Origin of the sequence: Lewinella sp. IMCC34191 (assembly GCF_003390935.1) — a bacterium.
Lineage (GTDB): Bacteria > Bacteroidota > Bacteroidia > Chitinophagales > Saprospiraceae > Neolewinella.
The window spans coordinates 37,571-51,725 of record NZ_QNQZ01000001.1; the positions used below are offsets into that span (position 1 = coordinate 37,571).

The following is a 14,155-nucleotide window of genomic DNA, read 5'->3' on the forward strand; positions in this document are numbered from 1 at the left end:
GCCGCTCAATCTACAGACCGTGCAGGGATACCGTAAAACTCCGCGGCATTTTCCCCGAAAATCGCGCGCTGCTCGTCATCGGACAAGTCCGCGCAAGCTTCCTTCAGGGCGTCCATTTGCGCGGCGTAGGAGGCCGCAACGAGGCACACCGGCCAATCGGAGCCGTACATGACCCGTCGCGGTCCGAAAGCCTCTAACACTTCCCGGACGTAGGGCCGGAGCAGCTGCGGCGTCCAATCCCGGCCCGGAACTTCCGTTACCATGCCGGAAAGCTTGCACCACACGTTCTCGTGGCGCGCCACGGCCCGGATCTGGCTGACCCACTGCCGGTCGGGCTGGCCGGCAATCACGGGCTTGGCCAGGTGATCGATGACGAAGGACTGGTCCGGGAAAGCACCGACGAGTCGAACGCTTTCCGCCAGTTGATCGTGGTGGATGAGAATATCGTAGGTGAGGTCAAACGACCGGAGTTTGGCTATTCCCCGGCGAAAGGCTTCCCCGTCCATGAATTCGGGCGGCTCGGCCTGCACGACGTGGCGCAGGCCGACCAGTTTTTCCGCCTTCTCGTACTTACTCAGTTCATCGGCCAGGCTATCGCTGCGCAGGTCCGCCCAGCCGACCACCCCGTGGATGAAGGCATACTGTCCGGCCAACCCAAGCAGGAAGTCCGTTTCTTCGTACGACTGATCGGCCTGGACGGCAATGCATCCGTCAACGTCGTTGGCGTCCAGCAATGGCTGCAGATCCGGCGGAAGGAAATCGCGTCGGATAGCCTGCATGGATTCGTCGATCCAGGCATCGCGTACCGGGTCGTAGTTCCAGAAATGTTGGTGGGCGTCGAGGATCATGGATGGTGGGTATAGCCTGCCGCCCAATATATCAACCGCCGCGCGATAGCAGGGAATTACGGCCCGACCTCGGTTCCCGACCGGGCTAGTTTACCCGTACGAAAAAGTAGTCGATTACCTGATCGGTCACCGAAGTTGCTCCGCCAACGGACCGGGTGACGGCTCCTCTGGCTTCGATCTGCAGATTGGTATCCGTGAGGGAGACGATGGTCACTTCCTGGCGCTCCTCTCCCTGGTTAGCGGTCAGCACCATCTTGTCGCCGGTGACCTCAAAGGTTCCGTTGGAGAATATATCGGCCATGTTCACCACCTGGGAGGTCGTCTGACCGAGCATATCGAAGGTCATTTCCATATTCATCGAACCGCTTACGTTGAACTGTTTGCTGGAGGTGAACTCGATTTCGTAGGTGGTAGGCTGAACCATCAGCAGGGTCAAATCGGAATTGAATTCACTGCCGCCGAAGGAAGTGGTGATTTGTCCGGCTCCCGATCCGGCTTCCATCTTCCAGGTTCCGACGATGTCGCCGTTATAGGTGCTGACCTCGTCCTTGTCGCAGGAGGTGAGGAGGATGGGAAGACAAAAAAGGAGGTATACAAGTGTGCGCATAGTGTAAGGGGGTGAGCGGGTAAAAAGAATGAAATGCATAGAAGCGGCCGATCGGAAGGGAAGGGTCACCTACGCTGATAAATCTGAGTGGCCTGACTGCGGGTCAGGTAATAGGGCATGTAGAAGGAATCGATGACATCGTATGAAATCGCCAATTCACTGTCGTTCAGGGTGACGACGGTGGACGCCTGGCGATAGCCTTGTTCGTCGGTAAGGGTGAGGGTCGACCCCGCGAGTTCCCAGCTGACTAGGCCATTGATGTTTCCGGCGTTGATTAAGGTGTCCCGTTCGCCGCCGTTCCTGTAGCTCCGTTCCAGGGTGGTAGCGCCGAGGGAAGTGACTTCTTGGGGATTTTCGTGAAAGCTTAGCCGGTAATTCGATGGCTCGATCATTCGCGTATCGATAAAACGGGAAGCTTCGGCCGAATCCTGGGAAAGGTAGGTGATCAGCCCGGTAGAAGATACCATCTTCCATTCTCCGACGAGCCGGGCGGGGGGCTGCGGTTCGGTGGTATCCGGATCACAGGATACTACCAGGACAGCGAGTAGTCCACTTAAAATGATTAGGCCAAGCGGACGCATATTGCGGTTATGTGGGTCATGTCAGTGGGGAGGTAAGCGGAAGCTATGGATACATGAGCTTATCAGCGGATACCTAAAGACAAAAGAGCATTAGGTATCACCGTATTATCCTAGCCTTCACAAGGTATCCCGAAAGTTGAGAAATTAGGAAATCCTGGTATGCCATCTTCAGACTTTAACGTTGTGATTAATTTTGATTAGGCGGTGTTTTTAATGCATAATCCGCGGGTTGTCATTTTTCGGTATTGAAGCAACGGCGGAATGCGTGTTTCGAATTTTTCCCTCAACTCGTCTCTATTCCGCCTCTACCAAATGATTCATCTATGAGTCGTTCTTTCCGGTCGCTAAGCCTCGGCCAAGCTGCTTAAGCAATGCACGGTATTCGGTGATAGAATACCTCCTATCGACCGGTCTACAACGGGCTGCCCGGGGCATCAGAGGCTGAATAGGGTGCCATTCAATAGCCCCGAAACGAGGTATGCTGATCCTACCTGCTGTACGGTGCAAAATGCCGTGGCAATTCCGGGTCGTGACGATGGCTGGGCGGAGCGTAATGAAACGGGGTTGCAGGAAATTTTGGTCAGTTACTACCTTGGGGGCTCAATCCTTCCAGATGAAAACCTATTCAACCATCGGCCTGCTCCTTCTCTGCTCCTGGGCCTGGGCCCAGGCCCCCGCGGACAGTTCCGAGTTAACCGATTTTCTTGAACCCCTCAAATATCGTAACATCGGCCCTTTTCGTGGCGGCCGTTCCGTCACCGCCAGCGGTGTAGTGGGCGATCCCCTGACCTACTACATGGGTACCACCGGGGGCGGGGTATGGAAAACCACCGATGCGGGACAGCACTGGGAAAACATCTCTGATGGGTACTTCGGAACCGGCTCGGTAGGAGCAGTGGCCGTGGCTCGTAGTAATCCACAGGTGGTGTACGTCGGTATGGGCGAGCATGCTCCCCGCGGGGTCATGACCTCCCACGGTGACGGCGTGTATAAGAGTACCGACGGCGGAAAGAGTTGGCGTCACCTGGGGCTGAAGGAAACCCAGCACATCTCGCGCATTCTGATTCATCCTGACGATCCGGATGTCGTATACGTCGCCGCGCAGGGGCAACTGTACGGGCCGAACGAAGAGCGCGGCGTATACCGTAGTACGGACGGGGGAGAAAGCTGGGAGCGCCTGCTCTACGTAAATGACCTAACCGGTGCCGTGGAACTGAGCATGAATCGCTCGAACCCCCGGGAGCTCTACGCCGCCATGTGGCACCACCAGCGATTGCCATGGCAGGTAGTAAGTGGCGGCCCCGGCAGCGGGCTCTACAAATCGATTGACGGCGGCGACTCCTGGGAGGAAATGACCGAAGGCTTGCCGGAGGAAATGGGTAAGATGGCCATCGCCGTTGCCCAGTCGAATACGGACAAAGTATACGCCCTCATCGAAGGCGACTCCAATGCAGATAAGGGTGGACTCTTTGTCAGTAATGACGGGGGAGACAGTTGGTCGCGCGTAAGTGACGACAACCGGCTTACCCAGCGGGCCTGGTACTACACCGAGCTGTTCGTCGATCCGACCAACGAGAATGTCGTGTACGTGCTCAGCGCCGGCGCCCTGCGGTCGATCGACGGCGGGAAAAGCTGGGAGTCACTAAGCGGCACGCACGGCGACTACCACGATCTCTGGATCAATCCCGAGAACCCGAAGAACCTCTGCATCGCCAACGACGGGGGGGCGGCCATCAGTTTTAACTACGGGGATAGCTGGTCAACCCAGGATAATATGCCCACCGGTCAGTTTTACCGCATCAACGTAGATAATCAATATCCGTACCGGATCTACGGCGGACAGCAGGATAACACCTCGGTGGCTATCGCCAGCATGTCGCCGGGCAGCTCCGGAATCGGGCAGAGCGACTGGACGGCCTCGGCCGGAGGCGAAAGCGCCTTCCTGGCCTTCGACCCCGACGATCCGCGCTTCGTACTCGGAGGAAGCTATCTGGGTACGATCGAAGTTCTGGACAATGAGGCCCACGCCAGCACCAACATCATGGCCGCGCCGATTCAGTACCTCGGCCGGGAAGCCCGGGACATGAAATACCGATTTAACTGGAACGCGCCCATCATCCGGTCTCGCCATGAGCCCAATACGTTTTACCACGCCGCACAGCTGCTGCTGAAAACCACGGACATGGGGAAGAGCTGGACGGAAGTCAGTCCTGACCTGACCCGTAATCAAGACGATAAACAAGGTAACGGCGGCGGGCCATACACGAACGAGGCGGTTGGCGCGGAAAATTACGGCACGATCAGTTACGTGACGGATTCCCCCCACGAAGCGGGCGTGATCTGGGTCGGAACCGACGACGGGAAAGTCCAGGTGACCCGTGATGGCGGTGCCAGCTGGAATGACGTGACGCCGGCCGGCCAGGGGGAAACCCTGGTGAATGCGATCGAGGTCTCTCCGCACGATCCCGGTACCGCCTTCATCGCTACGACACGATACAAATTCAACGATCACCGCCCGCGCCTGATGCGGACTACTGACTACGGCCGCAGTTGGACGGAGATCACGGGCGATCTGCCAGAGGGTTCCTATACCCGGGTGGTTCGGCAGGATACCGAAAGGGAGGACTTGCTTTTCGCGGGTACGGAAACCGGCCCCTTCGTCACCTTCGATGGGGGTGATCACTGGGAACGCTTTAACCTCAACCTGCCCGTAACCCCCATTACCGATCTGAAGATTGCCCACGACGACCTCATCGTAGCGACATCGGGGCGGGCATTCTGGATCCTGGATGACCTGGAGCTGGTACGGCAGTACGACGGGCAGCCGGATATGGTGCAATTGTATACCCCGGCTCCGGTCGTGCTGGGCAGCCACCGCAGTCCGATGGATGGCAGTACTTCCGCTTTTGACGGGACAGGCTCTCTGGAGGGCATCAATCCCGCAAGCGGAGCCGTGCTTTACTATAATCTACCGGTCGATCGGGACTCCGCCGAGGTGACACTCACGATTACCGACGCGGAAGGAGATACGGTCCGGGTGATCTCCTCCGACCCGACTGCCACGGAAACTTACGCCGGTGGACCACCCGCCGCAACATCCCTGCCCACCGCAAACGGCCTCAACCGCTTCGTTTGGAATTTGCGACACGATAATCTGGTGGGCGCACCCTCCGCCTATATCGAGGGCAGCTTCCGTGGGCGGCGGGTCGGACCGGGCCGTTATACCGCAACCTTACAGTCCGGATCGGTCAGCGAAAGCACCGACGTAACGGTGCAGGAAAACCCGACCTACAAATTGACGGGGGAAGATTACACTGATTACGATGACTTCATGATGGCGGCTGAATCCAGTCTGAACGAGATGCACCGGATGGTGAATGACCTTCAGGCCGTCAAAGGCCAGCTCGACGGTCTGCTGAAACGACTCGAAGCGGACGGGCATACGGAGCTGCTCGCTGAGGCGCGCCAGTTGCGGGCCGACATCAACGGCTGGGACGACTTGATGATTCAGCGCAAATCCAAGGCCTACGATGACGTCGAGAACTTCCCCAACCGGTTCACGGCGAACTATCTCTTCGCCTTGAATCATGCGGAAAGCAGTATTCCCCGCGTAAACGACCCTACGCGGGAACGGATGGAAACGCTGAATCAGGAATGGTCATCGCTCAAGGAGAAGGGGAGGAGCTTGCTACGGGACCGGATTCCGGCCTTCAACCAAAAATTGTGGGAGCAAGGGATTGGTGCCCTATGGGCGGCGGACTAAACATGCGGCAATCTTACCATACCCGAAAAAATTCCAGGCCAGGTAAGAAAGCCGATGCAATGGCGATCTTTTCGCCGAAACAACTTGAACGTGGAATAAATAAAGGAGGGTTAGATCGTTGCTGCGCTATGTGAATAGCGGGTCTTTCGTAGATGAACGAATGGCAATTGCAGATTCGTACGTAGGGTGCATAAATATTCTAATTTCCCCCTAAAGGGACGATTCCCTCGGTAATCCTCCGCTTTAATACTGGTCTTTCCAATCATCACACGGAATAGCTTTCTACCCATGGATAGATGGTGGACGATACCGCTAAAAGGGGGAAGGGGGGGAATAGTGGGTCGGCACTCGATTCGGGATGATTCTTAAACACTTTCCTGAACCGAAACGAGCGCCGACGCTAGAGAGAGACACTATTGAACAAAAACACAACACATCTACGGAATGGCCGTCTGAACGGTTTTCCGCTGATTAGATTTTTTTTCGGGAACGAATAAAGATGCATTCGTATCCACGAGTATAGTCATCCACGCTCCAGAGGACATGGAGAACTGGTGCCAGGACACATAAGCCCCGGTTAGCTTTTTTTTCGTGTGATAGTGGAGTCGGTGCTCGGGTCCAAATAAGCCTAAATCATTTCCAAAAACAGGACCGAGCACCGACGCTAGAGAGACACTATGAACAAAACACGATAACTACATACATGAAGATTATGTAGCTGGATTCCAATTTATCATTGAACTCACCTTAAAAACGGGCGTACCGCAAGGATTATTACGCGATCGTTAAAAGGTTTTTAACGAATTGAGTTGGTAAGCTATCCGCGCCGGTTCCGTGGCCCTAAAGGCTCTATTGGTCACCCTAAAAAATGCTATTGTTTTTTCGTTACCCCATGTCAGGCAACTGCAGTAGACACGCAGGGAGTGATTAGCTGATTACCTTTTTCCCTTGAAATTGCCGGCCATCTGGGCCATCATCGGGTTGTTGGACAGCTTGTGCATCATCTTACGCATCTGGTCGAACTGCTTGATGAAGCGATTGACGTCATCCATCCCCTGTCCGCAACCGCGCGCGATGCGCTTCTTACGACTCAGGTTCAGAAGTTCGGGGCTACGTCGCTCCTCCGGAGTCATGCTATAGATGATAGCTTCCACGCGGGTGAAGGCGGTATCGTCGATATCAATATTTTTCATCGCCTTGGACATGCCGGGAATCATGTTCAAAAGGCTTTTCATGTCCCCCATTTTCTTCAGCTGGGCCAGCTGGCTGAGGAAGTCGTTGAAGTCGAATTTATTCTTCTTCATCTTCTTCTCGAGGCGCTTGGCCTCCTCCTCGTCGAACTGGTCCTGGGCCCGTTCCACGAAAGAGATGATATCACCCATGCCGAGGATCCGCTGCGCCATCCGGTCGGGGTGGAAGACGTCGAGGGCCTCCATCTTCTCGCCGGTGCTGACGAATTTGATGGGTTTGCCGACGGTGTACTTGACCGAAAGGGCCGCACCGCCGCGGGTGTCGCCGTCCAGTTTGGTAAGGACGACACCGTCGTAGTCGATGCGCTCGTTGAAGACCTTGGCGGTATTCACCGCGTCCTGACCGGTCATGGAGTCGACGACGAAGAGCGTCTCGTTGGGGCTGATGGCCTGGCGGACGTCGCTGATCTCCTGCATCATCTTTGCATCCACCGAAAGGCGACCGGCGGTATCGACGATGACGACGTCGAACTTATTCTGCTTGGCGTAGTCGATGGCATTGAGGGCGATCTCTACCGGGTTCTTATTCTCCGGTTCCTTGTAGATCTCGGCGCCGACCTGACCGGCAAGCACGGTCAACTGATCGATGGCGGCGGGGCGGTACACGTCACAGGCCGTGAGCAGTACCTTATCCTTTTTCTTTTCCTTGAGGAATTTAGCCAGCTTTCCGCTGAAGGTGGTTTTTCCCGAACCCTGCAGGCCCGCGATCAAAATGACGGCCGGATCGCCCTTGGCATTGATCCCGACGGACTGCCCGCCCATCAGTTCGGTCAGTTCGTCCTGTACGATTTTGACCATCAGCTGGCCGGGCTTGACGGCGCGCAGGACGTTTTCCGTACCCAGCGCTTTTTCTTTCACCTTGTCGGTGAATTCCTTGGCAATCTTATAGTTGACGTCGGCCGCTACCAGCGCGCGACGAATCTCCTTAAGGCTGGTGGCCACGTTGATCTCGGTAATCTTGTTGTCTCCGGTCAACGATTTGAAGGCCCCTTCCAGGCGGTCACTTAGGTTGTCAAACATATTCTTGGCGTTTACCCCGCAAAGGTAGTAAACATCCGAACGGCCCGAAGTTTACTCCTCGCGGGTCAGCCCGCTGCGGTCCCACCAGCGGTCCCGGCAGTCGGTCCCGTCGCCGACGGCAAAACGCTGGCCGATCAGTGGGGTGAGCACGCACTGCTCCGTGTCGGCGGCCATGATGCGTTCCACGGGATCGTACCAGGGGTGATCCGATAGGCTGAAGCCGCCCCAGTGAATGGGGAGTAATTGTTTGCCGCCCAGATCTTGATTAGCCGTGAGGGCTTCCTCGGGTTGCATGTGGACGTTCTTCCAGTGATCGTGGTACTGGCCGGAATCGAGCATCGTCAGATCGAAGGGGCCCAGCCGTTCGCCAATTTGCTTAAAGTGCCGACCGTAGCCGCTATCCCCACCGAAGTAGATTTTATGGTGGGCGGTGCGGATGAAGAAGCCGCACCACAGTGTCTTGTTCCGGGTGGAAGGGCTACGGCCGCTGAAGTGGCGGGCGGGCGTGGCGGTGATCTCCAGGCCGGCTATGTTGACCGTTTCCCACCAGTCGATCTCCGTTATCTTCTCCGAATCGATCCCCCAACTCCTCAGGTGAGCGCCGATGCCGAGGGGGACCAGGTAGGCAGCCGTGCGATCCTTTACGGCCATCAGGGTATCGTAGTCCAGGTGGTCGTAATGATCGTGGGAGAACAGCATAAGATCGATGTTGCCGATGCCCTGCAGCGGGTGGTAATCCTTGTAGGGGAAGCGGTGCCCTAAGAAGGGAACGGGGGCCACCCATTCACCGAGCATCGGGTCGATGAGTACCGTGCGGCCGGCCGTTTCCAGCCGAAGGGCCGAATGCCCGTACCAGGTGACATAGTCCTGATCCGGATCGGGGGTGCTGGTCTTTTCCGCAACGGCCACGGGCAGGGGGGTGGTAGGCTGGGTGTTTTTTGCCTTTAGGTATCCGTACAAATCACCGAGGAGGCTGCGCATGTCCTCCCGTAGCTTGGTTTTGTCCAGATTGCGGAAGCGCCCCATTTTCCAGGCCGCGGTACCCTGGTAGTCATCCTTTTTCATCTCCGCCAGTGATGCCCCGAACTGGGGGTCGTTGCGGAATTTCCGAGCAACATACCCCACGGGTAACAGAGCCAAACCTACGAGCCAGTGTGGTTTCATGGAGGTGCCGGTTATTGCATGGTTTTCTTTGGGTCCGTCAAGGTAGCGGCCTTATTCGTATTCTCGAGAAGCAGCGCGAAGACGACCGTAAGTACACAGCCGATCAAATTTAACCAAAGGAATGCCAGATCGATCACCCCGATCCAACTAAGGACGAAGGTGATGGTGACGAAGAGCTGTCCGAGCAGGGCGCCGTTGAAGACGGCCCGTCCACCTACCCGTTTATAGAAAAAGGCCACGACGAAGATACCCAGGATGGCCCCGTAGAACAGGGAGCCGATAATGTTGACGGCCTGGATGAGGTTGTCGAACAGGTTAGCCACGGCGGCGAAACCCAGAGCGATCATGCCCCAGCCGACCGTAAACCACTTACTGGCGGACAGGTAATGGGCGTCATCCCGATCGGTGACCAACGACCGGCGGTAGATATCCACCACACTGGTGGTTGCCAGGGCGTTCAGCTCCGAACTCGTGCTGGACATAGCGGCGGAAAAGATGACCGCGAGCAATAACCCGACCAGCCCGACCGGCAGGTACTTGGTGATGAAGGTGATGAAGACGTAGTCGCGGTCTTCGGTGATCAGCTCGGGATCGTATTGCGTGATCAACGAATCGACGGCCGTTGCGATATTGTCCCTTTCCCGTAGCGTACGCTCCACCTCGGTACGGGCCTCGGCAATGGCGGGCTCGTCCTCACGACGCAGGGCTTCGGCCATGGCTACGCTGGCTACGCGGTTTTCCTCACCGATAATGCTGTATTCGGCCTCCAGCTCTTCGAGTTGGGGTTGGTATTCGGATGCCCGGAGCTTATCGAGGTTCGCCGAGTTGAAGTGAACGGGCGGCGCCTGGAAGAGGAAGAATACAAACACCAGGATGCCGACCATGAGAACCAGGAACTGCATCGGAACTTTGAAGATGCCGTTGAAGAGCAGGCCCAATCGACTTTCGGCCAGGCTTTTTCCGCTTAAATAGCGCTGGACCTGCGACTGGTCCGTACCGAAGTACGATAGGAATAGAAAGGTTCCGCCCAGGAGGGCCGACCAGATGTTGTACCGGTCGTTCAGGTCGAATTCCAAGTCGACGACCTGAAGCTTACCGAGGTGCCCCGCCACGCCGATGGCGTCACTGAACCCGATCCCCTCGGGCAGCTTGAGGACCACCACCACGCCCGCGATGAACATGCCACAGAGAATGACGATCATCTGTTGTTTCTGCGTGACGGAGACGGCCTTGGTGCCCCCGACCACCGTGTAAAAGATCACGACGGCCCCGATCACCAGTATCGTGACGCTAAGCGGCCAGTTCAGGATCGTGGATAGCACGATTGCCGGTGCATATATGGTGATGCCCGCCGCAAGCCCCCGCTGCAGCAGAAACAGCAAAGCGGTCAGCGTTCGCACCCGTAAGTCGAATCGCCCTTCCAGGTATTCGTAGGCGGTATAGACCTTCAGCCGGTAATAGATGGGCAGTACGAAGATGCAAAGCACCACCATCGCAATCGGTAAGCCAAAGTAAAACTGGGCAAAGCCGAGGCCATCGTTATAGGCCTGGCCGGGGGTACTTAGAAAAGTCACGGCACTGGCCTGCGTGGCCATCACCGACAGCCCGATGGTCCACCATTTTAAATCCCGGTCGCCGAGCAGGTAGCTTTTTACGTTATCGACCTTACGGGTCATGTAAACTCCGTAACTCACGATCGCGGCAAGGGTGCCGATCATGACCAACCAGTCAAGTGTCTTCATAGATCAGCTTGGGTTACGAAGGGGTGAGCGTTCGTCTTAAACGGTGTAGGCACGGGAAAAAAGGTAAAAGGCAATCAGCAGCATCAGGTGTAGAACCAGGACAACCGTATAAAAATTTTTCCAGCTGCCCAGGACGGGTGGTTCGTCGTTCTCCGGTTCCTCGTCTGAAATCAACTCCTGCTCGTTCATGCCCACAAGGTAGGGATTAGCCTTCTTCCCCTCCGAGGAGGAAGGCGATCTCGCCCCGATCCAGGTCCAGCGCCTCTCCGCTGCCGATGATATCCTCGGCCAGCTGCCGTTTTCGGAGCTGCAGTTGGTATATCTTTTCTTCCAGGGTGCCGCGGGTCAGGAACTTGCGGGCAATCACCTTGCCGCTGCGTCCGATGCGGTGGGCGCGGGCGATCGCCTGAGCTTCCGTTGTCGGGTTCCACCAGGGGTCAAGGATGAAGACATAGTCCGCCGCGGTGAGGTTGAGCCCGGTCCCCCCCGCCTTGATGCTGATGAAGAAGGTGCCTACCCCGGGTTCGGTCTGAAAACGCTCCACTTCCCGGGCCCGCTGTCGACTATTGACGGCACCGGTCAGCCACGCATATTGGTGCCCTTCCCTTTCCACGTGATTGCGAAACAACTCCAGGTAACCCACCATGCTGCTGAAGACGAGCACCTTATGGCCCGATCTCCGGATAGTCTCCCACTGTTCCAGCACTTCTTCCAGTTTGCCGCTGTCTTTATCGTAATCCGGTTCGGCCAGAACGGGGTGATTGGCAATCTGGCGGAGCCGGGTAAGTGCCTGGATCACCAACAACTTGTAGCTCGCATTTTCCTCTCCGGATGCGGTGCCGAGCAAAGCATTGCGGGCCGCCGAGCGCTCCTGTTCGTACAGCCGGTGCTGCGCCTTGGTCATGGTGCAGTAGCATAATTGAATATCAAGATCCGGCAGATCCGGCGCTACCTCCGCCTTAGTCCGCCGCAGCAAGTACGGAGCCACCAACTCACGAAGTTGTTGCTTGCGCAACTCGTCGTCGTGTACCTCAATCGGTACCATGAAGTTCTTCTTGAAGAAGGCAAATCCCCGTAGCAATCCGGGGTTGATGAACTGCATTTGCGACCAGAGGTCGCTCAGGGAGTTTTCGATCGGGGTCCCCGACAGGCTTACCCGGTGCCGGGCATCCAGGCCGCTGAGCGCCCGAAAGACTTTGCTCTGCCGGTTCTTGATCTGCTGACTTTCGTCCAGGACGATGTATTCCAGGTCTATTCTGGATAGTATGTCTTTGTCGCGCAGGGCCGTCTGGTAGGTGGTGATGACAACGTCAAACCGACTCAGCACGCGGGCGTCCCGTAGCCGCCGGGTGCCCACATTTGCCTGTACGGAAAGCGTGGGGGCAAACCGACGGATCTCCGCTTCCCAGTTGTATACAAGGGAGGCGGGTAAGACAATCAGGGCGCGCAACGGGCGAAGAAACGACTCGTCGGCCCCCGCTCCGCCGAAGAGGTCCATTTGCTGTCCGTCCGGCCGCTCCGTCTCGCCCAGCCGGTTTTTGGCATAAAGAAGCACGGCAATCGTCTGGAGGGTCTTTCCCAAACCCATATCGTCGGCCAGGCAAGCCCCCAGGCGTTCGTGGTAATGCTGGACGAGCCAGCGTACGCCGTCCAATTGGTAGCCCCGCAGGTCCGCGCGCAGGTCGGTAGGGGGAATCGGTCCGGTGGGATCGGGAGGCGTAATTTCTTTTTCGTCGACCTTAATCTTTGACCGCTGGAGCAGGGGCGCCTGGCTACGGGCCATGCGCACGCCCTGCTTATCGATGCGGGCCAGTTCGAAGCTGGGACCGTAGGTCGTAAACCAGTCCTCCGGAATCAGGAATATCGTCCCATCGGATAGGGGGTAGCGACGTTCCCCCCGCTGCAGGTAGCGGACCAGGGACGGAAAGGGGATCGTTTCATCGCCTACGATCACCGTGCCGCGCAGGTCTAGCCAGTCCCCACGTTCCTCGGCGGAAACCGTCAAGGTGCCCTCAACTTCGGTAAAGCGCTGACCGGCGTCTTCGGGCGTCAGAATGTCAAAACCGGCGTTACGCAGGGATGCTGCTTCCCGCAGGAGCCAGGCCAGGTTTTCATAGGTACCCGGGCGGGCAGAAAGCGACAGGGCTTCGTTGCCTTCGGTAGGCGATAGCCCCAGGTCAGTGAGGGGACGCAGTAACTCTTTTTCCGCGGCAAAATCGCGCACCGTCCTCGTTAGTCGGTAGGGCGCGCGAAGCGTATAACTTACCCCTACGGACTCCGGGTCGCCAAACGGGAAAGACTGATCACCGTAAACGATGGAGACGTAAATAAGATAGCCTTCCGTAAAGGGATGTGGACGGGCGGCGATGCGCAGGCCGTCTGGCTTTGTCACGGTTTCGTAGGGAAAGCCGTCAACTGTAATCTCGTGGTGGCGGGCCGCCGGCGCGATGAACTTACGGATATAGGTGCCGATCTTTTCCAGGCTGATGTCCACGACATCCCGCGTCAGGAAGGGCCGTACGGCATCCCCCTTCAGATCGCGCAGGGGCACCAGGCGCTTGTCAACCAGGATCCATCCCGGCGTCGGCCGGTTGGTAATAACACGGGGATCGAGTTGGCGTATCGTTCTGGATTCGCCCGAGGGGGAGGATAGCCGAAGCCGGTATTCCAGTTTCTCCGGTAACAGACTGAATTGTAATAACGGTTCCCAGGCTTGGGGTGCAAAGGAGAGCAGGTGGGAAGCGGGAGAGGAGCGGGGATTGAGATTGGCGGTGACAAAAAATTCCTCCGCGCGACAGCGTTCGAGCAAGGCGGCGGTACGGGCGTGTATGTAGCGCAGGACCGATTCCCTTTCCTTGCTACCGGTCTTAATCAGGCCGGCCAGGGTAGGCATCTTCTTTGCCCCCTTCCGAAAATGCTCGGCCACGGATTTTTCGCGTAGCTGCTCGGCCAGGATTAGTGCTTCCTCGAGCGCATCGCTGCTTTCCAGTCCGTAGGCTGCCGTGGTACCCTGGCGGGCGGCGGTGTGTACGACGCGGGGACGTCCCCCGCCGTCTAGCCCGACGACGTAGGCTTTGGTCAGCCAAATGCCGGTACGAAACTCGAAAAGATTGAAGAGGACGGCGGCCTGCAAGGGGAAGATCAGGTGTTTGGGTTCAAAAAGGCGATAAAGGTAGGCCG

The 14,155-nt window shown here is 57.2% G+C and carries 9 protein-coding genes; 1 reads left to right on the plus strand and 8 read right to left on the minus strand.

Translation table 11 applies throughout. The annotated features are described in order from the left end of the window. Positions 1 to 5: 5 nt before the first annotated feature. From DRW39_RS00120 to DRW39_RS00130, 3 genes are all read right to left on the minus strand, one after another. A complete protein-coding gene (locus tag DRW39_RS00120; protein ID WP_116104971.1) occupies positions 6 to 848 on the minus strand; it encodes an amidohydrolase family protein in 843 nt (280 codons plus the stop codon). Positions 849 to 933: 85 nt separating this feature from the next. Then, complete coding sequence (locus tag DRW39_RS00125) at positions 934 to 1,455, minus strand: lipocalin family protein (protein ID WP_157975829.1); 522 nt, start codon at positions 1,453 to 1,455, stop codon at positions 934 to 936. 65 nt (positions 1,456 to 1,520) lie between these two features. Further along, the gene (locus DRW39_RS00130; RefSeq protein ID WP_116104973.1) at positions 1,521 to 2,036 is read right to left on the minus strand and encodes a hypothetical protein; all 516 of its coding nucleotides are present in this window, start codon (positions 2,034 to 2,036) and stop codon (positions 1,521 to 1,523) included. Positions 2,037 to 2,649: 613 nt separating this feature from the next. Between DRW39_RS00130 and DRW39_RS00135 the strand changes: the two genes are divergently transcribed. After that, positions 2,650 to 5,799 (plus strand): WD40/YVTN/BNR-like repeat-containing protein, encoded by a 3,150-nt coding sequence (locus DRW39_RS00135; RefSeq protein WP_116104974.1) that lies wholly within the window; start codon positions 2,650 to 2,652, stop codon positions 5,797 to 5,799. A gap of 935 nt (positions 5,800 to 6,734) precedes the next feature. On the opposite strand, the gene ffh is transcribed toward DRW39_RS00135, so the two are convergent. From ffh to DRW39_RS00155, 5 genes are read right to left on the minus strand one after another with little or no spacing between them, the layout of a single operon-like run. Further along, the gene (gene ffh, locus DRW39_RS00140) at positions 6,735 to 8,069 is read right to left on the minus strand and encodes a signal recognition particle protein (protein WP_116104975.1); all 1,335 of its coding nucleotides are present in this window, start codon (positions 8,067 to 8,069) and stop codon (positions 6,735 to 6,737) included. A 51-nt stretch (positions 8,070 to 8,120) separates the two neighbouring features. Then, positions 8,121 to 9,233 carry an MBL fold metallo-hydrolase gene (locus DRW39_RS00145; RefSeq protein ID WP_116104976.1) on the minus strand — a complete coding sequence of 371 codons (1,113 nt, stop codon included), beginning with the start codon at positions 9,231 to 9,233 and terminating at the stop codon, positions 8,121 to 8,123. An 11-nt stretch (positions 9,234 to 9,244) separates the two neighbouring features. Then, the gene (locus tag DRW39_RS00150) at positions 9,245 to 10,975 is read right to left on the minus strand and encodes a sodium:solute symporter (RefSeq protein ID WP_116104977.1); all 1,731 of its coding nucleotides are present in this window, start codon (positions 10,973 to 10,975) and stop codon (positions 9,245 to 9,247) included. A 36-nt stretch (positions 10,976 to 11,011) separates the two neighbouring features. Next, the gene (locus tag DRW39_RS22455; protein WP_198664729.1) at positions 11,012 to 11,164 is read right to left on the minus strand and encodes a hypothetical protein; all 153 of its coding nucleotides are present in this window, start codon (positions 11,162 to 11,164) and stop codon (positions 11,012 to 11,014) included. 16 nt (positions 11,165 to 11,180) lie between these two features. After that, positions 11,181 to 14,108, minus strand: coding sequence for a DEAD/DEAH box helicase (locus tag DRW39_RS00155; protein WP_116104978.1), 2,928 nt, complete (start codon positions 14,106 to 14,108; stop codon positions 11,181 to 11,183). Between the last annotated feature and the right edge of the window lie 47 nt (positions 14,109 to 14,155).